Raw genomic sequence first — 23856 nt, 5'->3', positions numbered from 1 at the left:
CCCCAATCTAACATTCATTAGATTGGGGTGAAATAATAGCTATTGCTGACTATCTATATGTTCTGCTTTTAACTTTAAATGTTCATCATAAGTTTTTGAGAAATAGTTTTTCCCATCTTTTGCAGCAAGGAAATATAAATAATCAGTTTTTGCCGGATTAAGTACACTTTCCATTGATTCTTTACCACTTGTTGCAATAGGACCAGGTGGTAAACCAGTATTAATATAAGTATTATACGGAGAATCGACCTTTAAGTCTGATTCATAAGTCACTGCTTTATGTCTTCCAAGCGCATACAATACAGTTGGATCCGTCTGTAATGGCATCGGTGGATTTTCTTCCATACGATTAATAAATACAGAAGCAATTTTTGCTCGATCCGTTAATCCAGAAGCTTCACGTTCAACTAGAGATGAAAAAGTAAGGAATTCATGGAAACTTAATCGTCTTTCTTTACCTTCTTCTTTAAGGATAATGCCTCCATATTTATCCCACAGTGGAAATGCATTTTCTTGTGTAGCATTTAACATCTTTTCTACAATTTCTTCAACTGAAGGATTCTTTTCAGTAAAGTCATATGTAGCAGGGAATAAATAACCCTCAAGAGGATATTTAATATCCTTATTAAATACATCTTTTGTAATTAACTTTGGATGTTTCTTTTGCATCTTTTTAATAAACTTAGGATTATTTACTTCACGCAGAAAATCTTCTTTTGTAATACTTGTCTTCTTTGCTACAATATCGGCTATTTGTTCAATAGTCATTCCTTCAGGTATATTCATTTTAAAAACAACAGGAATATAGACTTCACCTTTTTGAAGACTTTTTGCAATTTGTTTAAAAGTCATCGAAGGTGATAATTCATAACTTCCAGCCTGGAAATTCGAAATATTATTAAACTTTAAATAGTATTTAAACATCGTACTATTTTTTATAATTTTTTCTTTTTCTAATTTTTCTCCAATCATCGTTGCTGATTCACCAGGTAATACTTCAATTTTAGTTGTCGACTTATCATCTGGATTCAGAGGCTTTTGGCTCGAGTTAATATAGAAGAAACTTCCAATTGCTAAAACGAAAATGCCTATCAAAATCAAACCAATAATGATAGAAGAAAGAAGCTTAGAGAAAGATTTAGAATCTCTAATTTCCTTATTTCTATTATTCATATCTTAACTCCTTTAAATATTAAAGCTCTTCCTCTTCATCAAAGTTTGTATTTACAAATTCTTCAATCATATCCCATTCTTCATCAGTTTCTATCGGTAAGAATTTTCCGCCATCACCTTCATTATCTGGAACATTAATCATTGGAATTAATTCAATTTCCTCATCGTCATCTGAACCTTCTTCAGCTAAGATAACATATTCTTTTTCGAAACCAGGGTGGAAGAAACTCACAAGTTTACGATATAAAACTTCATTGCCTTCTTCATCAAAAAGCGTTAAAAGTTCTTCTTCATTATTAATATCTAATGTTGCTTCATTTAATTCTTGATTGTTCATTTCTTCTGTCATTATAATCATCCTTTTTATTTTGAATTTAAATACCCTTGTAATATAAAAACTGCTGCCATCTTATCAATAACCTGTTTTCTTTTCTTACGGGAAACATCCGCTTCCAGAAGTGTTCTTTCAGCCCCAACTGTGGATAAGCGTTCATCCCACATTACTATTGTAATCGCAGGACAAACACTTTTCAACAATTCACTAAATCTGAGAGAAGCTTCTCCTCTTGGACCTACTGAATTATTCATGTTCTTTGGTAAACCTATTACAGCAGTATCAACATTGTTTTCATCAATGATTTTTTTAAGTTCGTCGAGACCAAACTTATTATTTTCTTCATCGATGTGGAGTGTAGTAAGACCTTGTGCAGTCCATCCCATTGCGTCACTTAGTGCGACACCAATCGTTTTTGATCCAACATCTAATCCTATAACTTTATTCATGACCTTTTTTCTCAGTCTGAATATAACTTGATACTAATTGCTCCATAATATCATCGCGATCAAGTCTTCTGATTTGATTACGTGCATCGTTATGTCTTGGTATATATGCTGGATCACCAGATAATAAATATCCGACGATTTGATTGATTGGGCTGTAGCCTCTTTCTTCTAACGTATTATAAACATTTAATAATACCGTTCTAACCTCTTCTTTCGGCAATTCATCAAAATTGAACTTCATTGTCTTATCTAAATTTTCCACTGTAATACACTCCTTTGTATGACATTTATTCAATATTATCATACTATAAAACATTTTTTAATTACAATGTATTAATATAGTCCTTAACGAATTGTAATGCTGTTGTAATACCCGATGGATCATTTGCAGCACCTTGTGCCGAATCCGGGCGACCGCCACCTTTACCACCAGTAGCATCCGCAACACCTTTAATAATATCTCCAGCCTTTATTTGAGATACAAGATTTTTAGGCACACTTGCCATATAGATTAATTTATCACTAGCTGCTGTGATGAAAATAATTGTATCTTGTAATTTTGATTTATAATCATCCATTAATTCACGTAACATCTTGTTATCGTTTGCTTCAACCTGAACAGCTAAAACTTTTAAACCATTAATCTCTTCTACCTGATTTGTTATATCGCCCATTTTAAGGGTTGCAACTTCCTTATTTAAATCAGTAATCTTTTTATCCTGTTGACGTAACATAGACATTAACTCGTCAACCTTATTTACCAATTGTTCTTTCTGCTTAACTTTAACTTTCGGTAAAATGGTTTGAACTGTATTCTGGAATTCTGATAAATATTCAAACGCAGCTTTGCTAGTGACCGCTTCTATACGTCTGACACCTGCACCTGTTCCAGATTCTGAAACAATTTTAAACAGTCCAATTTCACCCGTATTGCGTACATGTACTCCACCACATAATTCAATTGAATAATCGCTCATTTCTACAACGCGAACAATATCACCATATTTTTCACCAAATAATGCCATCGCACCTTTTGCTTTTGCTTCTTTAATTGGCATTTCATTTATTTCAACAGGTAAGTTCGCCCATATTTTTTCATTAACGATTTGTTCAATTGTTGCTATTTCCTCTTCTGTTACAGGACCAAAATGAGAGAAATCAAAACGTAAACGTTCTGGTGTAACTAATGAACCTGCTTGATTGACATGTGTGCCTAATACATCTTTTAAAGCTTGATGCATTAAGTGTGTTGCACTATGATTCTTAATGACAAACGTTCTGAAATTAGGATCTACTTGAGTATTTACTTTAGCACCTACTGTAACTTTTCCGAAACGAACTGTACCTGTATGCAAGTTTTGACCGTTTGGTGCTTTCGTTACTTCTGTAACTTCAATTTCAAAGTCATCATTAGTTATCACGCCGGTATCAGCAACTTGTCCACCACTTACTGCATAGAAAGGTGTCTCTGCTAAAATAAACTGAATCACATCTTCTTTTGATGTTGTTACACTTTCACCATTCTCTATGATTGCTAAAACTTCAGTTGCATTTGAAAGTCTTTCATATCCCACAAACTTACTTGGCATAGTAAGACTAGATAAAACTTCACTTTGCACCTGCATACTTTGTGTTTTTTGACGAGATTCACGTGCTCGTGTACGCTGTGCTTCCATTGCAACCTCGAATCCTTCGTGATCAACCTCTACACCCGCTTCCTGGGCCAATTCTTCTGTTAATTCAACAGGGAATCCAAAAGTGTCATATAGTTTAAAGACGTCTTCACCTTTTAACTGATTATCGGTTTGTTTCGCTGCGTCTTTTAATGCATTAAATTGTACTAATCCTTCTTCTAATGTTTCATGGAAGCGTTCTTCTTCAGATTTAATGACTTTTTTAATAAAATCTTTATTTTTATCAACATCAGGATAGTATGGTTTCATAATGCAAGCTACCGTATCGACAAGTTCATACATAAATGGCTGATTGATATCAAGTTTTTGAGCGAATCGGACTGCACGACGTAATAAACGGCGTAATACATATCCACGACCTTCATTTGATGGTAGCGCGCCATCACCAATTGCAAAACTTACTGTACGTATATGATCAGCGATAACTTTAAAGGCAATATCATCTTCTTTATTCACATGATACTTTTTACCAGAAATTGCTTCTGTTTGTTCAATTATAGGCATGAATAGATCCGTGTCGTAGTTCGTCGGCACATCTTGAGATATAGAAGCCATACGCTCGAGCCCCATCCCAGTATCTATGTTTTGCTTAGGTAAAGGTGAATACGTATGGTCTGGATTATGGTTAAATTCAGAGAATACTAAATTCCATACTTCTAAATATCGTTCATTTTCTCCACCAGGATACATCTCTTCTGCTGGATCTTCTTTACCGTAATTCTCTCCACGATCATAGAAAATTTCTGTATTAGGACCACTTGGCCCTTCACCGATATCCCAGAAGTTACCTTCAATACGTGTTATACGGTCATCTGTTAAACCAATTTCATTTACCCATAAATCATATGCTTCTGTATCCTCAGGATGGATTGTAACATATAACTTTTCAGGTTCGATCGCCATCCATTTTTCACTCGTTAAGAATTCCCATGCAAAGAGAATCGCTTCTTTTTTGAAGTAATCCCCAATCGAGAAGTTTCCTAGCATTTCAAAAAATGTATGGTGACGAGCTGTAAATCCTACATTTTCAATATCATTTGTACGAATAGATTTTTGTGCATTCGTAATTCTCGGATTTTTAGGAATGACACGGCCATCAAAATATTTTTTTAATGTTGCTACCCCTGAATTAATCCATAGTAACGTGTCGTCGTCTATCGGAACCAGAGGTGCTGATGGTTCAATCATATGTCCTTTCTCTACAAAAAAGTCTAAATACATTTGTCTAATTTCAGCTGCTGTCAATCGTTTCATTAATATCTTCTCCTTTAAAAATAAAATACACGTTCTCCCCAAAAAAGGGACGAACGTGTTCGCGGTACCACCCTAGTTATGACAAAGTCATCACTCGATAATTATTTAAGATGATTAAGATAAAGTAGCTTCAGTAATATCAAGCATATCTTGCACCAACCGATATGTCTCTAAGTCTTGAGTGATTACTTACTCAGCTTTAAATTGAATTACTTAAATTATAATGAATAGATATGCAAGCGTCAACTTAAACGTAATCATATGGTGAAATATCTTCCATATTAATCATCGGAGAAATGAGATGCATATTTTCCTCAGTCATCTCACCAACTTTAAATGGTAAGACAGAACTTTGTAAGGAATTTTCCTGGGTTATTGTTTTTTGTTCATCTGTATTAAAATAGTCCATTAAAAATTGATAGAAAGATGTGAATCGGGCATTCCCTAGACGCTTAATTCCCTCATTAAATGCATTCACATCACCACAGAAAATTAAAGACTGTTTCGCACGTGTTAAACCTGTATATAATATATTTTTTTGAAGCATTCTATAATATTGATTGACGACAGGCATAATAACGATCGGAAACTCTGAACCTTGTGATTTATGAATCGAGCAACAATAGGCATGCGTAATTTCTATTAAATCTGCTTTCGTATAGGTTACTTCATTACCGTCATAATCAACAATGACGACATCTTTATTCAGCGCATTTTCATTCGCTTTAAAAATGCCGACAACTTCACCGATATCACCGTTAAACACCCCATCTTCAGGTCGATTAACAAGCTGTAGAACTTTATCATGGTGACGATATACTATTTCACCAAAAATCATTTCACGCTTTTTATCGTCTGCAGGATTGAGGATTCTTTGTAACACTTTATTCAGTGCTCGAATACCGGCTTTCCCACGGTAAATAGGGGCGAGGACTTGAATGTCACGCATATCATATCCTTTATTTACAGCAGAAGTCACCACCTTTTCAATAACCTCTGGTATTTGTTCTGTATGACAAGGAATAAAACTACGGTCACTATACCGTTGTGTAATATCAAAGGGTTCGTTTCGTTTAATCTGGTGTGCGAGTTCAACAATCGATGAACCTTCCTGTTGACGATATACTTCATTCAGTTCGATCTGCGGAATAATTTGTGATTCTATTAGATCTTTAAATACTTGACCAGGGCCGACTGACGGTAACTGATCCTGATCACCTACAAAGATGATTTGTGCATCGTTAGGAACGGCTTTCATCAACTGAAACATCAACCAGGTATCAACCATTGACATCTCATCAATAATGATTAGCTTAGCAGTAATTTCGTTTTCTAAAATATCATCCGGTTTGTTATCTCTCGTCCAACCGATTAAACGATGTATCGTAGTAGCTTCAAGACCTGTTGACTCATATAAGCGTTTCGAAGCTCTACCTGTCGGTGCAGCCACAACGATAGGAAAATCTTGTCCCTCATAATCATTATAATCTAGACTTAGACCATGTAATTCTGCATATAACGTCACAATGCCTCTTACGACAGTTGTTTTACCGGTCCCAGGACCACCTGATAGAATCATTAGTTTGCTTTTCATTGCCTGCATTAACGCTTCTTTTTGCTTTTCTGCGTATGATACTTCAAATAATTGTTCAATTTCACCAATGGCAAGCATAACTTCAGATTGTTCAAATTCTTTCAGTTGATCTTTATGATTCATCAATCGATATAAGATTTGTACGGTCTTTGTCTCAGAATAAAATAGACTAGGTATGTATATATTTTTTTCATGTTCAACTAAGAATTTTTTTTCCTCACATAGTTCAGTCAGTGCACGAACAAGGCTATCAGGATTGACCTCTGAACCGTTTTTGGTAAGCAATTCATAGCTTGTTTCCAGTAATATTTGATCCGGTATAAAAGTATGTCCATTTTGCATTGATGCCTGATCAAGTCCATAGACAAGTGCTGCCTTAAGTCTTTCCGGGTGATTGTTATCAATCCCAATATGTTTTGCAAGATCGTCCGCCTTATTAAATCCTATCCCTTCTATATCCAGAACTAGTTGGTAAGGTGATTCTTTAATCGCACGGACAGTGTCCTCTTTATAAAACTGATAGATTTTCATTGCAAGCTGCGGTCCGAATCCCCAGTCATTGAGCTGAATCATAATTTTTTCGATTGCTTGGTTTTCATTTATCGTATTATAAATTAAATCTTTTTTTTCCTGGGATAGCTTCGGTATTTTATCTAAGCTTGACTTATCATCTAAGATAATATTTAATGCATCTTCCCCGAGTGTCTCAACAATTGTACGAGCTGTCTTCTTTCCGATTCCTTTAAATAAATCGCTTGATAAATAATGGATGATTCCATCTTTTGACTGAGGTAAATCTTTTTCAAACTTTTCAGCTTGAAGCTGTTTCCCATACTTAGCGTGCGTGACCAGCTTACCAGTGAACGTATAAGTATCCCCTTCAGCAATTTGCGGAAGAAACCCTGTAACCGTCACTTCATCGTCAAAATCTTCATTTGTATCAATTACTTCGGCTTTCAAAACCGTATAAAAGTTATCATTATTTTGAAACAATATACGGTTAATAGTGCCTTTTACATAAGATTTGTCGAATAAAGTGGCATTCTCCAAGATTATTCCTCCTTCATAGCTTTAAAAGTTTTAAGTGCATGCCCTGCAAGCAGATGATCAGGTTGAATTGCAATGACACGTTCAAACGCCGTAAGCGCAGTATCAATATCTTCATCCATCATATAATCAGCTAATGCTTTATTATATATGGCATCTGTATGTTCCGGTTCCTCATTAAGTACTATTTGCAGAATGTTTGACGCTTCTTCAAACATGTTCATTTGACACATGACTAATCCATACTGGAAAGTGATTTCAATATCTTCTGGTTTAAGTTCATTTGCACGCATTAAAAATGGTAAAGCTGAAGCATAGTCACCGAGATTACCGAAAGACATACCTAACATATAATAGGTATCACCATCCTCCAGACCATTTTCAATGGCTTTATGATATAGCTTTAATGCTTCTTCAAATCTGTCTGTATTGTAATAAATATTTGCAAGACCATAATAAGCACCACCATGTGTAGGGTCTACAGTGATTGCTTTCTGAAAAAAACGTTCCGCTTCTACTGGTTGATTTGAATCTAATAATATTGTGCCTACATTTATATAATGTGTGACTTCACCGGGATTATTTTCAATGGATTCAAATAATATTTTTAAAGCTTCTTCATATTGCTTATTTTCAATCAATGTCATTAAACGGTTATCGTCCATATACAAACTCCTCATTCTATAATCATTTTTTTATTATATCAAAAAATAAAAAAAGAAGACATTGCGTCTTCTTTTCTTATCTATTGAGTAACAACATATTCAAGTTGACCAGATTTTTTGTATACATCATCTATAGTTGCTCCACCAAGACAAACTTCATTCTGATAAAATACGACAGCTTGTCCAGGCGTTATCGCTCTCACAGGTTCAGCAAAGATCACCTTAACAGTGTTATTATCAATTTGCTCAATCTTTACTTTCGTATCTTTCTGACGGTATCTAAATTTTGCAGTACATTCAAAGCTGCCTGATAAATCAATCGGATTGATAAATGAAACATCAGATGCAATAAGGTAATCACTATACAATGCATCGTGATCAAAACCTTGTTCAACATATAATACATTGTCTTTTAAATTTTTACCCACTACAAACCATGGGTCGCCATCTCCACCGATGCCAAGTCCATGTCTTTGACCGATAGTGTAATACATTAAACCACTATGTTCGCCCATTTCAAGACCATCTAAAGTCATCATTTTACCATTTTGTGCCGGTAAATAACCGCTCAGGAATTCTTTAAAATTACGTTCACCGATAAAACAAATTCCAGTAGAATCTTTCTTTTTCGCTGTCGCTAATTCATTTTTTATAGCAATCTCACGTACTTCAGGTTTTTGTAAATGACCTAGCGGGAACATGACATGTTGTAATTGTTCCTGTGATAATTGATTCAGGAAATAAGTCTGATCTTTATTATTATCGACACCACGGAGCATTTCAACCGTACCGTCATCATTGCGTCTAATTTGAGCATAGTGACCTGTTGCCACATAATCTGCACCTAAAGCTAAAGCATGATCTAAAAATGCTTTGAATTTAATTTCTTTGTTACACATAACATCTGGATTTGGTGTTCTTCCTTTTTTGTATTCATCTAAAAAATAAGTAAACACTTTATCCCAATATTCTTTTTCAAAGTTAACGGCATAATAAGGAATGCCTATCTGGTTGCAAACGCGAATCACATCTTCGTAATCTTCAGTAGCTGTGCATACACCAAATTCATCGGTATCATCCCAGTTTTTCATAAAGATACCGATTACATCGTAACCTTGTTCTTTTAGTAACAAGGCGGTAACTGAACTGTCAACTCCACCACTCATACCTACAACAACTTTTGTTTTTTCATTTGACATTATATCTACTCTTTTCTATTCATTTCATAAATTTTTTTGATTTGTTCTGCAATATATATCACTTCTTCTTCAGTATTCTGATGAGAAAAACTGAAACGAATGGATTGTTTCGTTCTTGGATGGTCGCCGTACATCGCTGTCAAAACGTGACTAGGTTCGATACTTCCTGCAGTACAGGCAGAACCACTTGAAACACATACACCGTTCATATCTAGTATAGTGAGCATCTTCTCAACATCGCTAAATGGAAAGTAAAGATTTATTATATGTGGTAACGTCAAATTTATATCTCCATTTAATTCAAAAGGGATATCAAGGTTTTGTAAAGCGTTGATAAAAATTTGCTTTAAATGTGTTAAATGTATATTAGACTGTTCAATATTATCTCTGGCAATTTCCATCGCTTTAGACATACCGGCAATATAAGCGATATTTTCAGTTCCTGCTCGTCGTTTTGTTTCTTGAGATCCTCCTAGCTGCTGGAACTGGATTGGTGTTTTGTCTTTAATATATAATAGACCTACGCCTTTTGGACCATAAAACTTATGCGCAGTAACAGTAAATAAGTCAACTTTCAATGCCTTTACATCAATAGGTAAATGTCCAATCGTCTGTACACCGTCCGTGTGAAAAATTGCCTGATGATTTGATACAACTTCTGCAATTTCTTCAATAGGTTGTAAAGAACCCACTTCATTATTACCAAACATCACAGAAACTAAAATAGTATCCTCTCTGAGAGCGTTACGTAGCTCATCAAGTGAAATAAAACCTTTATCATCTACAGATAGGTAAGTTACTTCAAAACCTTCTTTTTCAAGTTGATGAAATACATGTAGTACTGAATGATGTTCAATCGAGGAAGTAATAAGATGCATTCCTTTATGCTGATTTTGATAAGCAACACCTTTAATTGCCAAATTATTTGATTCTGTAGCACCACTAGTAAATATGATTTCACGCGGAGTCGCATTTAAATGCTTCGCGATTTTAGATCGAGCCTGATCCAATACGCTTCGACCATCTCGACCGATGCTATGAATTGATGACGCATTACCATAATGGTCGCTTAATACACTAGTAATCACACTCACCACATCAGGAGCAACGTTTGTCGTTGCCGCAAAATCTGCATATACCTTCATTTTTTGAACATCCTTTCGTTTTTTTCAATAACTTATCTTAACACCCTTTTAATAAAAAAACTATCCTCTAAGCTTAAAAGTACATCTCTATTTATGATTTGATGCAATAAGCAAATCACTATCTTCATTCCCGAGCAAAGTGCTAAACTATCGGTACACAATCAAAAGGAGATTTTTTTATGCCAAATATTAATATTCCAATTTCCATCCTAAATCTTGCCCCCGTGCGTAAAGGTGATACCAACAAGGATGCAATTGATCAAGCTATAGCCCTTGCTCAGTATGCCGAAGAATTGGGTTATAATCGCTACTGGATTGCAGAGCATCATAATACACCTAGTTTAGTCAGTTCAGCCACAACCATCCTAATGAGCCATGTACTTCAAAATACAAAGTCAATACAAGTGGGATCTGGAGGCATCATGTTACCAAATCACGCGCCACTTGTGGTCGCCGAACAAATCGGTACTCTAGCTACTATCTATCCTGATCGAGTTAACTTAGGCTTAGGACGCGCTCCTGGAACAGATATGATGACTGCGAGTGCATTAAGACGTGATCGTCACGATAGTGTATATACTTTTCCAGAAGAAATACAGGAATTACTAACTTATTTTGGACCAGAAGAAAAACAAGGATTTGTTAAAGCTTATCCAGGTGCTAATACAAATGTTCCGATTTACGTACTAGGGTCATCCACTGACTCAGCACATCTTGCTGCACGACTTGGTTTACCTTATGCATTTGCCGGTCATTTTGCACCAGAACAAATGAAAGAAGCAATCACAATTTATAGAAATCTTTTCCAGAAATCTGACTATCTTGATAAACCATATGTAATGGTTGGAACAAATGTAATTATAGGTGAAACTGACGAAGAAGCAGAATACCTTGCTACAACTACGCATCAATTCTTCTTAAATGTTATTCGCAATACGAGAATGCCTTTACAGCCTCCAGTAGAAGATATGGATGCTTTATGGACACTGCAGGAAAAACAAATGGCGATGTCTCGTACTGTCACAAGGTTTGTTGGTTCTAAAGCAACAGTGAAACAAAAAATACAGGATTTTCAAAATGAGTTCAATGTAGATGAATTAATTGTTGTGAGTTATATTTATGATATTGAAAAATTATATCGAAGTTATAGATGGTTAAAAGAAATTACAGATGAAAAATAGTTATCGCTGACAGCGATAACTATTTTTATATATAGAACATATATCCTTCAATTAAATTCTCATCCTTATAATTCATTAAATCTTCAAGTGTTGTTTCATCCAACACTTTTTTTACTGCATCTCTTATATCAATCCATAATTGTTTTTGGGCAGGCGGTTCATCCTCAATCCCTTCGACTGGAGTGATAGGTCCTTCCAGCAATCGAATGATGTCAGCTGCGGTCACTTCCTGAGGAGCTTTCATTAACATGTAGCCACCTTTGGCACCACGAACACTTTTAATTAATCCAGCATTACGTAATGGTCCTACAAGCTGTTCTAGATATAAGTCACTGAGATTGTTTTCTTCAGCGATAATTTTTAGAGATACGGGTTTTGTCTGATAGCGTTTCGCTAGTGAAATCATTAAAGTTAAACCGTATCTTCCTTTTGTTGATATCTTCATAGTTATTATACGCCCCTTTTCAATAAATCAATTTTATCACATTTTTTTATAAAATAAGGTACACTTTTGCTAAAGGAGTGAAAAATTTGGAACCTTTAGCATTTAGAATGCGCCCTACTACAATTGATGACGTTATCGGTCAGCAACATTTAGTCGGTGACCACGGTATTATTAGACGTATGGTAAACGCCAAAAGATTAACATCCATGATCCTCTATGGTCCACCTGGCGTAGGCAAAACAAGTATCGCACAAGCCATAGCTGGTAGCACTTCTGTAAAATTCAGACAGTTAAATGCTGTCACGAATACAAAAAAAGATATGCAGTTGATTGCAGAAGAAGCTAAGATGAGTGGCCAGGTTATTTTATTACTGGATGAAATACATCGTTTAGATAAAAGTAAACAAGACTTTCTGCTGCCACATCTGGAAAACGGTCAGATTATATTGATTGGTGCTACAACAAGTAACCCCTATCATGCGATTAATCCTGCCATTCGTTCCAGAACTCAAATCTTTGAATTACATGCATTAACAGAAGCAGATATAAAGACAGCGATATTACGCGCGATCAATGATACTGAAAAAGGATTTGGCAATGAAAATATTGAAATTGAAGAAGCTGCACTGAGTCATTTTATTCAAAGTGCTCATGGTGATATCCGATCAAGTTTAAATGCACTGGAATTGGCCATCCTTTCTTCTGAAACTAAAAATCCAGTAATCATTACCTTGCAGGATGCAAAAGATTGCTTGCAGAAATCTAGTTTTCAGTTCGATAAAGATGGTGATATGCACTATGACTTAATGAGTGCATTTCAAAAATCTATTCGAGGCAGCGATGTTGATGCAGCGCTTCATTATTTAGCAAGGTTGATAGAAGGCGGAGATCTTCCGACCATTACAAGGCGACTACTCGTCATCAGTTATGAAGATATTGGACTAGCTAGTCCGTCAGCAGGTAGCCGTACACTTGCAGCGATTGAATCCGCGGAACGTTTGGGTTTTCCTGAAGCACGTATTCCACTGGCTCAGGCAGTCATTGAATTATGTCTGTCACCTAAATCAAATTCCGGAATATCAGCTATTGATAGTGCATTGTCAGATGTTAGAAGCGGAAAAATCGGCGCTATACCTAAACACTTAAAAGATGCACATTACAAAGGTGCGAAAGATTTAGGCAATGGCACCGGATACATCTATCCTCATCAATCTGAAACCGGGTATATCCCGCAGCAATACTTACCAGATACGTTAAAGAAAAAGCAATATTATATCCCTAAAACGACAAGTAAATCGGAAAATCAATTTAAGCAAATATATGACGCAATTAAAAAGCAACAAAACAAGCTATAATGCTTGTTTTGCTGCTTCTTTAGTTGGCGACATCCCTTTTATTAAAAATCCATGCTGCAATTACTGTAATGAGCATTAAAGCAATTAAATCATACGTCAAACTAAATCCAAACGATAAATCTTTATCAATAAGTTCAGATGGACTATTCGGTAAGTATTGAGCTAAATTCCAGTTTGCCGGCCAGAAAAATTCCAGGAATTTTGTTTTTCCTTTTAAAAACAGCATTACTAAATCTCCAAAGAACATCAATGCAAATGTAACGCCTAAACTTAAAGCTGTATGTTTGAATATAACAGATAATGCATAAGCAATAATCGCGAATGTAATGATAAATAAGTAATTCGCAAATAGCTGTTGCCCTAAAAGTTCAAAAACATTAACCATCTTATATCCAGAAGGACCTTGAACGGCTAAGTATTGAGTTGGATTCATCTTAGTCGTAAACAAAGCAATCAAAGCACTGACGCCATAAGTGAACATTAGAAAGATAAGTGATGCGATTAAAATATATAAATATTTTGAGAAGAAAATCTTTAAACGAGATGCAGGTCTAATTAATAACAACTTTATTGTGCCCTGTTGATGCTCTCGTGACATTAATCCACTACTCATAATTATAATCATTATCGTGACAAAGCTTAGTAACCCACCTGTATCAAGTAAATGCTGATAAAAATTATTACTAGCAGGAGGTTGTGTATCTTTCTTTAAATAATATTTCAATTTACTAACCTTATCTCCAAGTGTCATTTCATCAGATATTTCACTCAGAGATCTTTTATCCTCAGGTTTTTTTGAAATTTGAACTAATCTTTTTTCGTATTTTTGTATATCAGATTTTACTTCAGTTTTCCAATCTTTATCATACGATTTGTTATCGCCATCATTACTAAACTGATTGTTTAATACAACACCTAAAATCATGATTGCAACAATAATGGCTAGCATAATATAAGTTCCAGGACGATTGCAGTATTTGTTAAATTCATTAACTATTAGTTTAAACAATGTGTGCACCCCCGTCTTGTGTTAATGCCATAAATCTGTCTTCAAGCGATATTTTTTCTTTCGTTACGCCGTAAATATCTATATTCGCTTTAACCAGATCTCTGACAAGCTGAGGCATCTCTTTAGAAGCAATTTCTATTTCAATCAACTGTTTATCTAAAACAAAGTTTATCGACTTCTCATTTAACAGTTTTACAGCCTGATCGATTGGATATACATCTAAATGATGTTTTACCACGTCACTTGCTGTCACGATAGTATTAACATCTTCAATTCTAATCATTTGTCCATTTTGAATAATACCAAATCTATCACACATTAACTCCATTTCACTCATTAGATGACTTGAAACGATGACTGACATATCCTCTTCAGCAGCAAGCTTCTTAATATAATCCCTTATTTCTCGTATACCAGCTGGATCTAGACCATTCGTAGGCTCATCAAGAATTAATATTTTTGGTTGATGCAATAAAGCTTGCGCTAAACCTAACCTTTGACGCATCCCTAAAGAATATTTAGCAACTTTTTCTTTAATACGATTTTCAAGACCTACCAGTCTTACCACTCTTGTAATATCTTCTTTAGTAATACCATTTTGCATACGTGCATACTGTTTTAAATTTTCTAAACCTGACAAAAAGGGATATAACTCTGGATTCTCAACAATCGCACCTATATCTTTCATCACTTCACTACGATTTGTAAGTACTGATTTCCCAAAAACTTTAATATCTCCTGATGTAGGCGAAGTCAAACCAACAATCATTCGAATCGTGGTTGTCTTGCCTGCGCCATTTGGCCCTAAAAAACCAAAAACTTCGCCCTTTTTAACGTCAAAATTTAGATTTTTAATAATATGCTTCTTATTAATTGTTTTGTTTAAATTTCTTACCTGCAAACTATATGCATTATCTTCCATTTCTACACCTCCGTTACCCCTATCATACATTAAAATTAATAATATTTTAGTCAAATTAACCAAATTTAAGGTAACTTTAAGGTTGGCTAATAAGGCTGTCTGAATAGTGTTTTGTCGCATGTAAACTGGAGAAAATACACAATGAAATCGCTCTTTGATTTCTGTGGATTTTTGAAGTTTACTTAGCGACAGCTATGAAGACGCCGTTAATAAGGCTGTCTGAATAGCGTTTTGTCGCATGTAAACTGGAGAAAATACACAATGAAATCGCTCTTTGATTTCTGTGGATTTTTGAAGTTTACTAAGCGACAGCTATGAAGACGCCGTTAATAAGGCTGTCGAACATGCGTTTATAACAGACAAAAAAACTGCTGAACGAAAGTTCAACAGTTCATCTATTATTTATCTTTAACTCTTGTTACCGGGAAGTCCTTTAAGATGTCATTAACTACCCAGCTCGCACAGATAAGACCTACAACACTCGGTACAAATGCATTACTTGATGGTGGCATCTGTGCTTTTCTGACAGATGCATCTGCATTTCCTACATATGCTTTTACATCTTCTCGGATTACGATTGGACTTTCATCACTAAATACCACAGGTATACCTTTATAGATTCTTTCTTTTTTTAATTTTGTGCGGATTACTTTTGCCATAGGATCTGTATGCGTCTTAGAAATATCTACTATTTTAAAACGAGTAGGATCCGTTTTATTAGCAGCACCCATACTCGATATTATTTTGATACCACGTTTAAGACATTCTTTCATCAAATGAATTTTATACATAATTGTGTCACTCGCATCAACCACATAATCAATATCGTAATTAAAGATTTGTTCATAGGTTTCATCTGTATAGAACATATGTAGTGATGTGACTTTACAATCAGGATTGATTAATTTAATACGTTCTTCCATCAGCGTTACTTTTGACTGGCCAACTGTTGTTGTCAGTGCATGCAGCTGACGATTGACATTCGTAATATCTACATCGTCTTTATCTATCAGAATAATATGACCTATGTTCGTTCTTGCTAATGCTTCAGCAGCAAATGATCCTACTCCCCCGACACCTAAAATCATTACTGTTTTTTTATTTAAAGCATCTAAACCTTCTTTTCCATATGCAAGTTCATTTCTAGAAAATTGATGTTTCATTGCTTATCTCCATTTCTAATATTCAATACTTATATCCTACCATATTACTAAGACTTATTCATTACAAAATAAAAAAGACGAGAGACTAAAGTCTCTCGTCTTCCGATAGTATCCAAGTGAGCCGTCATCTTAAGTGTTGATCATTTTGGCCTGCTATAAACAGGTGGGTGTCCCGTTTCTTATTTTGCAAGTCCTCCGTTATGAGGCGTGTGCGCTATAAGAAAACCTATTAGACTCCCGATCAAAAAGTGTTAGGTCAAAATAGAATAAACAAATGTCGTACTCTTCAGACACCTATCTTATGACTATATAATAGCACAATTATACTAAAATGCAACTATTTAATATCATCCTTAGTTTTTGGTTCTTTTTCATCTAATTTTAGACCGATGTGTAGATCATCTAGCTGAGAAGTTTCTACAGCACTAGGTGCTTCAGTTAATAAATCAGTTGCTGATGCTGTTTTAGGAAAGGCAATGACATCACGTAAATTCGTACGCCCTGCAAGTAACATCACCATTCTGTCTAATCCTAAAGCAATACCACCATGTGGAGGTGCACCATATTTAAAGGCATTCATCAGGAATCCAAACTGTTCTTCAGCTTCTTCTTTAGTAAAGCCAAGTGCTTCAAACATCTTCGCCTGTACATCCTGGTTATGAATACGAATAGAACCACCACCAAGTTCATATCCATTTAAAACTACGTCATAAGCATTAGCTTGTGTTGCTATCGGATTCGACGTTAATAAATCTAAATGTTCTGCTTTTGGTGCAGTAAACGGATGATGTGCTGCAAAGTAACGGCCTAACTCTTCATCGTATTCAAATAATGGCCAGTCTGTAACCCACAAGAAATTAAATTTATTCTCATCAATTAAGTCTAAATCTTTTCCAAGTTTATTTCGTAAATTAGCAAGACTTGCATTTACAACTGATAATTTATCTGCCACAAATAATACTAAATCTCCAGCTTGTGCTTCAGTTGTTTCTTGTAATTCAGAAGTCATTGATTCATCAAAGAACTTAGCAATGGGTCCGTTTAATCCTTCTTCTACAACTTTCACCCAAGCTAAACCTTTTGCACCATAAATTTTTGCAAATTCCTGTAGTGCATCAATATCTTTTCTTGAATACTTTTCTGCAGCGCCTTTAACAACAATTGCTTTGACTGCTCCGCCGTTTTTTACAGCTTCATTAAACACTTTGAAATCCATTTTTAATGCAAGGTCATTCAATATTTTAAGTTTCATATCAAATCGTGTATCCGGTTTATCAATACCATAGTCTCTCATTGCTTCTTCATAAGTCATTCGAGGAAACGGTGTTGTAATATCAATCCCTTTTACGTCTTTCATAATGCGTGCAAGCATTCCTTCATTCATTGCCATAACATCTTCCTGATCCACAAAACTCATTTCAATATCGATTTGTGTAAATTCAGGTTGACGGTCTGCACGTAAATCTTCATCGCGGAAACATTTTACGATTTGATAGTACTTATCAAACCCACCAATCATCAATAACTGTTTAAAAATTTGTGGTGATTGTGGTAATGCAAAGAATTTCCCTTCCTGCACGCGTGAAGGTACTAGATAGTCACGTGCGCCTTCAGGTGTCGATTTAGTAAGTACTGGAGTCTCAACTTCATAAAATCCCGATTCATCTAAATAATTACGTACAGCACGGGTAATTTGGTGACGCATCTTAAAAGTATTAGCTAATGGTTCACGACGTAAATCAAGGTATCGGTATTTTAATCTGACATCTTCAGAAATATCCGTTTCTGCTTCGATCTGGAAAGGTGGTGTTTCAGATTTATTTATAATATTGATATCGGAAACCTGAACTTCAATTTTACCTGTTTTTATTTTTGGATTAACCACAGCTGCGTCGCGTTCCGTAACCTTTCCTTTAATCTCAACAACATACTCTGAACGAATTGTTTCTGCAATCTCTAAAGCATCTTCTGAAAAATCCGGGTTAAAGACAACTTGAACGATACCTTCTCTATCTCGTAGATCGATAAAGATTAATCCACCTAAATCACGGCGTTTTTGTACCCATCCTTTTAATATTACTTCCTGTCCAATATATTCTTCTGTTACTAATCCGCAATACGTTGTTCTTTTCTCCATGTTTTTACTCTCCTTTAATGAATGCAGCTATATTTTTAAGTTCTATTTCCTTACTTTCACCGGTATTCATCGTTTTAATATTCACCTTGCCGCTCTCAAGTTCGTTTGAACCTAAAACTATGGTATTTTTAGCATGAATACGGTCAGCCTGTTTCATCTGTCCTTTAATTTTTCGATTTAAATAATCAATATCTGCTTTCAAACCTGCGTTTCTCACTTCAGCTAAAATTTTCATTCCAGCTTCAACAGTTTCAGGCATCGTAACAATAAACAAATCTATACCATTATCGATATCAAGTTCGACACCTTCAGCTTCAATTGCAAGTAACAAACGTTCAATACTTAAGGCAAATCCGATACCAGTCTCCTTTGGTCCATCTAACATTTCAAGTAGACCGTTATATCTTCCGCCACCGCATAACGTAGTGATAGCACCAAATCCTTCTGCTTCACTCATTACTTCAAAAGCAGTGTGCGTATAATAATCCAGGCCACGTACAAGATTTGCATCTTCAACAAATGGAACTTCCAAAAGTGTTAAATAGCGTTTCACTTCATTGTAATAGTCTAATGAATAGTCATTTAAATAATCAATAATTTTAGGTGCATTTTTAACCGATGGTTGATCTCGATCTACTTTACAATCTAAAATTCGCATCGGATTTGAATGTAAACGATTTTTACAATCATTACAGAAGTTTTCAATGTGTGGCTCGAAGTGTTCGACTAATGCTTCTTTATAGGTGTTACGGCTATCCATATCCCCTATTGAATTTAACACGATTTTTATATGTTTTAATCCAAAAGATTTATAAATGCTGTAGACCATGTGAATCACTTCTGCATCCATCGCAGGATTCTCTGCACCTATCGCTTCTACACCAAATTGAACAAACTGACGATAGCGTCCTTTTTGTTTACGCTCATAACGGAACATTGGTCCATTATAATATAGTTTGATAGGCTGATTTGCATCGCCATTCATCTTATTTTCAATGTAACTTCTAACAACTGCTGCTGTACCTTCAGGACGTAAAGTAATACTGCGATCACCTTTATCTTTAAATGTATACATTTCTTTTTGAACAATATCAGTTGTATCTCCTACACCTCGAGCAAATAAATCAGTAGATTCAAAAATTGGTGTACGTATTTCTTTATAATTATAAGATGCTGCAATATTATGCAATTTATCCTCAATATAACGCCATTTCGGAGTTTCTGATGGTAAGATATCTTGTGTTCCTCTTGGAATATTAATCATATTGTCCTCCTTAAATAATAAAAAGCCCCTTATGCATCATAAATAATGCATAAGGGACGTAAAATTTTCCGTGTTGCCACCCTAATTGGTACAAAGTAAAGTACCCACTCAAGTACATTTAACGCATGTAAAACGGCAATAATTTCTTATTGCAACCTCATCTATTGTTACATATTATAAGTATTTATCATCTAATTTCAGCGATATAGATGTCTCTATTCAATAAACGGCTTATAAATGATAGATTCAAACGGCTATTTGTTAAGTTGATTAGGTTTATATTACTAAGTTAATTTACTAAAGTCAAGTTAATATAAAAAGTAATTACGCAATCCATCAACGATTCCGGTAACGATGATTTGACGGTATTTCTCATCTTTCATCATTTTTTCATCGGTTGGATTACTGATATAGCCCAATTCCAGTAAGACAGCAGGTTTTTCAGTTTGTCGTATCACCTGGAAATTTTCCTGTCTTACACCACGATCAGATAATAATGCCTTTTGTTTAATCGCCATATGTAAAGTATCAGCTAAAACTTTTTGATTATCATGGTGGTAATAAACCGTTAAACCGTGTGGGCTTGATGCTTCTAGCGCATCAGCATGAATGCTTAAAAATACGTCTGCTGAGCCTTTACGATTTTTTAATTTAACGTATTCATCACTTGTCCTTGTCATTAGAACCGTTGCTCCCGATTCTTCAAGTTTCTGCTTTAACATTAAACTCGTCTTTAAAGTAATATCTTTTTCAATCGTTCCATCTTTGCTTGAGGCACCTTGATCATTTCCACCATGTCCCGGATCAAGCATAATAGTTTTACCTTTAAATGGATTTGCACCTGCAATTTTGTCTTCTTTAATATTAAGATTTGTATGCCAACCTGCAATCCATCCTTTTTTATTACCATCCTTAACATAATACCACTTACCAGTATGTTTCAAAATATCAAGGTTGTCGCCTTTTTTCACATTAAATATCACTGGATAAAAAGCTTGAGGCCCTGTACGTAATTCACCATCTTCAATCATGGTCAATGCGGTGGGCTCATTGTTTTGTTTTGTAAAAAGCCAAAAGAGAAAGAAAATTAATAATACAGTCATTAATGAAAGTAAGCCTAATCGTAGCGGTCGAGACCGTTGTATAGGTCTTAAATCAATTTTTTTCATTGTATCTTTCCTTCATTACTTTCAAATATTATTGTTACTGGCCCGTCATTAATCAGTGCAATATCCATTGATGCACCAAATACACCTGGCAAAACATCAATATCATAACTACTTAAATATTCATTAAATGTTTCATACATTTTATTTGCTGTATCTGGATGCATGGCATCTGTGAAACTAGGGCGATTCCCTTTTTTGACATTTGCATATAAAGTAAACTGCGAGATTGATAGTATTTTACCACCGACATCTTTAATCGAAAGATTCATTTTACCATCTTCATCCTCAAAAACTCTTGTATTAGCAATTTTTTTTGCCATGACTTTTAAATCTTCATCAGTAGTTTGTTCTCCTATACCTACTAACAGACAATATCCTTGATCGATAGACTGAAAATAATTTTCTGCAGTTACAGAAGCTTGTTTAACTTTTTGTAATACGACACGCATATAAGACACCTCAATTTAATATTCTGGTCACTGTGTAAATATCACTTAATTGTTTTATTTTATCGACAACACGCATCAGTTCATTAACATTTTTAACCATGATGCTAATATTTATTTTTGCATTCTTATCAATATCTGCTTTTCCTGAAACCTGCGTTAATGTTGTTTTAGTCGCATTTACTGCCTGTAATACTTCATTTAATAATCCAAGACGATCATAAGCAGTAATTTCAAGATCAACTTGATAAGTCTTGTTTTCAGATGACTTCACCCATTCAACATCAATTAATCGCTCAGTTTCATTGATAACATTTGGACACTCTGTTCGATGAACTTTTACGCCATGCCCTTTTGTAATATAGCCGACTATTGCATCACCTGGTACAGGATTACAACATTTTGATAACTTTATCAGCATATTATCCATACCCTCAACATAGACCCCTGTCTCAGTCTGGATATTACGTTTTACATTTAATGTTTTGTTTACTTCCTGTACTTGATTTAAACGTTGTTCTTTTTCTTTAATTCGATATTTTTCTGTCAGTTTACCGACAACAGCAGAAGCTGTAAGACCTCCAAAGCCTACCGCAGCATATACATCATCAATACTAGAGAAATTATACTTTTCAATTACAACAGAAATATTTTCATCAATCATAATTTCATCCATATTGATTTGCTGTTCTTTAAACTCCGCTTCAATCATAAATCTACCTTTTTCGATATTGCTTGAACGATCCTGTTTTTTAAAGAAACTCTTAATTTTACTTTTTGCACTTGCTGATTTACATATCTTCAACCAGTCTCTGCTAGGACCGTAGGAATGTTTAGACGTTCTAATTTCTATAATGTCACCTGTCTGGAGTTCATAATCAATCGGGACTATTTTACCATTAACTTTTGCACCAATCATTTTATTACCCACTTCACTATGCACAGCATAGGCAAAATCAATTGGAACAGCACCAATAGGTAATTCTACGACATCACTTTCCGGTGTAAAGACATACACTTTATCAGATTGTAAATCATATTTAAGAGATTCCATAAATGCTTCAGCATCTGGTGATGTAGAATCTGTTTCTTCTATTTCTTTCATCCAGCTCATCTTACTTAAACTTTTAGCTTCATCAGGATTAACTAAAGTTTTACCTTCTTTATATGCCCAGTGCGCAGCAACACCGTGTTCTGCAATTTCGTGCATTTCATGTGTTCTTATCTGAATTTCTAATGGATCACCATTCGGACCTACAACGGTTGTGTGCAATGATTGATACATGTTTGGTTTAGGCATAGCAATATAATCTTTAAATCTACCAGGCATTGGTTTCCACAATGTATGTACAAGTCCTAAAACAGCATAACAATCTTTAATAGAGTCAACGATAATACGAATTGCTAACAGATCAAATATTTGATCGAAATGCTTCTTCTGTTTTACCATTTTTCTGTATATGCTATAAATATGTTTTGGACGACCCGTTATTTCACCAGAAATGCCTGTAATACTCATTTCTTTACGAATATTTTCAATCGCATTTTCTATGTATGCTTCACGTTCACTACGTTTCTTTTTCATTAAATGCACAATTCTAAAATACTGAATACTATCAATATATCGCAATGAGATATCTTCCAGTTCCCATTTAATTGTATTAATCCCTAATCGATGTGCTAGTGGTGAATATATTTCGAGTGTTTCCTTTGCAATACGCACCTGTTTTTCATGTGGCATAGCTTTTAGTGTTCTCATATTATGTAATCTATCTGCAAGTTTAACTAATATAACGCGAACATCTTTTGCAATCGCAATAAAGAGTTTGCGATGATTTTCTGCTTGTTGTTCCGCTTTAGAGCGATACTTAACTTTTTCTAACTTGGTTACACCATCAACAATATATGCTACTTCTTCATTAAACATTGCCTTCAAGTCTTCATATGTATACGGGGTATCTTCTACAACATCGTGCAGGAAACCTGCAACAATCGTTGGTCCATCAAGCTTCATTTCTGCAAGTATACCTGCAACCTGAATAGGATGCATAATATACGGGAGACCATTTTTTCTGAATTGCCCAGTATGTGCTTTTTCGGCAAGTTGATAGCTTTTAACAACGAATTGGTAATCTTCCTCCGATAAGTATGCTTTTGTCATTGCCAGCACATCATCTTTAGTATATGGATATTCATTGTTCATTCTATCAC

The 23856-nt window shown here is 34.9% G+C and carries 20 protein-coding genes and 1 other RNA gene; 2 read left to right on the top strand and 19 right to left on the bottom strand.

All coding sequences use genetic code 11. The features are described 5' to 3' along the window. Positions 1-39: 39 nt before the first annotated feature. From mltG to ACMGE6_RS09225, 9 genes are all read right to left on the bottom strand, one after another. Positions 40-1173, bottom strand: coding sequence for an endolytic transglycosylase MltG (gene mltG, locus ACMGE6_RS09265; protein ID WP_414053557.1), 1134 nt, complete (start codon positions 1171-1173; stop codon positions 40-42). Between the two features lie 19 nt (positions 1174-1192). Then, positions 1193-1522, bottom strand: a complete 330-nt coding sequence (locus ACMGE6_RS09260; protein WP_414053556.1) for a DUF1292 domain-containing protein — start codon at positions 1520-1522, stop codon at positions 1193-1195. Positions 1523-1536: 14 nt separating this feature from the next. Beyond that, complete coding sequence (gene ruvX / locus ACMGE6_RS09255) at positions 1537-1956, bottom strand: Holliday junction resolvase RuvX (protein ID WP_414046218.1); 420 nt, start codon at positions 1954-1956, stop codon at positions 1537-1539. Next, a complete protein-coding gene (locus ACMGE6_RS09250; RefSeq protein ID WP_414046217.1) occupies positions 1949-2218 on the bottom strand; it encodes an IreB family regulatory phosphoprotein in 270 nt (89 codons plus the stop codon). Before ACMGE6_RS09250 ends, ruvX begins: the two co-directional genes overlap by 8 nt. A 61-nt stretch (positions 2219-2279) precedes the next feature. Next, positions 2280-4904, bottom strand: coding sequence for an alanine--tRNA ligase (alaS, locus tag ACMGE6_RS09245; RefSeq protein WP_414053555.1), 2625 nt, complete (start codon positions 4902-4904; stop codon positions 2280-2282). Between the two features lie 247 nt (positions 4905-5151). Further along, positions 5152-7548, bottom strand: coding sequence for an SF1B family DNA helicase RecD2 (locus tag ACMGE6_RS09240; RefSeq protein ID WP_414053554.1), 2397 nt, complete (start codon positions 7546-7548; stop codon positions 5152-5154). A gap of 2 nt (positions 7549-7550) precedes the next feature. Further along, on the bottom strand, positions 7551-8210 hold the full coding sequence (locus ACMGE6_RS09235) for a tetratricopeptide repeat protein (protein WP_414053553.1): 660 nt from the start codon (positions 8208-8210) through the stop codon (positions 7551-7553). Between the two features lie 80 nt (positions 8211-8290). Further along, positions 8291-9409 (bottom strand): tRNA 2-thiouridine(34) synthase MnmA, encoded by a 1119-nt coding sequence (gene mnmA, locus ACMGE6_RS09230; RefSeq protein ID WP_414053552.1) that lies wholly within the window; start codon positions 9407-9409, stop codon positions 8291-8293. Positions 9410-9414: 5 nt separating this feature from the next. Then, positions 9415-10554: a cysteine desulfurase family protein gene (locus ACMGE6_RS09225; RefSeq protein WP_414053551.1), complete on the bottom strand. Its 1140-nt coding sequence runs from the start codon at positions 10552-10554 to the stop codon at positions 9415-9417. Positions 10555-10733: 179 nt separating this feature from the next. On the opposite strand from ACMGE6_RS09225, the gene ACMGE6_RS09220 reads away from it, so the two are divergent. Further along, the gene (locus tag ACMGE6_RS09220; protein WP_414053550.1) at positions 10734-11735 is read left to right on the top strand and encodes an LLM class flavin-dependent oxidoreductase; all 1002 of its coding nucleotides are present in this window, start codon (positions 10734-10736) and stop codon (positions 11733-11735) included. A gap of 25 nt (positions 11736-11760) precedes the next feature. Here the strand turns inward: ACMGE6_RS09220 and cymR are convergent, their stop codons facing one another. Continuing rightward, positions 11761-12180, bottom strand: a complete 420-nt coding sequence (gene cymR, locus ACMGE6_RS09215; protein ID WP_414053549.1) for a cysteine metabolism transcriptional regulator CymR — start codon at positions 12178-12180, stop codon at positions 11761-11763. 107 nt (positions 12181-12287) lie between these two features. Here cymR and ACMGE6_RS09210 point away from each other — a divergent pair, with 107 nt between their 5' ends. Continuing rightward, entirely contained in the window at positions 12288-13535 is a 1248-nt protein-coding gene (locus tag ACMGE6_RS09210; RefSeq protein ID WP_414054848.1) for a replication-associated recombination protein A, read from the top strand. A gap of 19 nt (positions 13536-13554) precedes the next feature. On the opposite strand, the gene ACMGE6_RS09205 is transcribed toward ACMGE6_RS09210, so the two are convergent. The 9 genes from ACMGE6_RS09205 to ACMGE6_RS09165 form a co-directional block, all read right to left on the bottom strand. Continuing rightward, on the bottom strand, positions 13555-14544 hold the full coding sequence (locus tag ACMGE6_RS09205; protein WP_414053548.1) for an ABC transporter permease: 990 nt from the start codon (positions 14542-14544) through the stop codon (positions 13555-13557). Continuing rightward, positions 14537-15466 (bottom strand): ABC transporter ATP-binding protein, encoded by a 930-nt coding sequence (locus tag ACMGE6_RS09200; protein WP_414046208.1) that lies wholly within the window; start codon positions 15464-15466, stop codon positions 14537-14539. Before ACMGE6_RS09200 ends, ACMGE6_RS09205 begins: the two co-directional genes overlap by 8 nt. A gap of 398 nt (positions 15467-15864) precedes the next feature. Continuing rightward, entirely contained in the window at positions 15865-16629 is a 765-nt protein-coding gene (locus ACMGE6_RS09195) for a tRNA threonylcarbamoyladenosine dehydratase (protein ID WP_414053547.1), read from the bottom strand. A gap of 105 nt (positions 16630-16734) precedes the next feature. Then, positions 16735-16925, bottom strand: a non-coding RNA gene (ssrS, locus tag ACMGE6_RS09190) — 6S RNA. A gap of 41 nt (positions 16926-16966) precedes the next feature. Further along, positions 16967-18766, bottom strand: a complete 1800-nt coding sequence (gene aspS / locus ACMGE6_RS09185) for an aspartate--tRNA ligase (RefSeq protein ID WP_414053546.1) — start codon at positions 18764-18766, stop codon at positions 16967-16969. Between the two features lie 4 nt (positions 18767-18770). Continuing rightward, a complete protein-coding gene (gene hisS, locus ACMGE6_RS09180) occupies positions 18771-20030 on the bottom strand; it encodes a histidine--tRNA ligase (protein ID WP_414053545.1) in 1260 nt (419 codons plus the stop codon). Between the two features lie 308 nt (positions 20031-20338). Beyond that, complete coding sequence (locus tag ACMGE6_RS09175) at positions 20339-21199, bottom strand: N-acetylmuramoyl-L-alanine amidase (protein WP_414053544.1); 861 nt, start codon at positions 21197-21199, stop codon at positions 20339-20341. Further along, a complete protein-coding gene (gene dtd, locus ACMGE6_RS09170) occupies positions 21196-21648 on the bottom strand; it encodes a D-aminoacyl-tRNA deacylase (protein WP_414053543.1) in 453 nt (150 codons plus the stop codon). The genes ACMGE6_RS09175 and dtd overlap by 4 nt, the downstream gene beginning before the upstream one ends. 10 nt (positions 21649-21658) lie before the next feature. Beyond that, on the bottom strand, positions 21659-23848 hold the full coding sequence (locus ACMGE6_RS09165; RefSeq protein ID WP_414046202.1) for a RelA/SpoT family protein: 2190 nt from the start codon (positions 23846-23848) through the stop codon (positions 21659-21661). Positions 23849-23856: the final 8 nt, after the last annotated feature.

The sequence above is a fragment of the Macrococcus equi genome (genome assembly GCF_047426745.1).
GTDB classification, from domain to species: Bacteria; Bacillota; Bacilli; order Staphylococcales; family Staphylococcaceae; genus Macrococcoides; species Macrococcoides equi.
The sequence above is the reverse complement of the archived record's forward strand: the minus strand, read 5'-3'. Positions and strand labels throughout refer to the sequence as shown.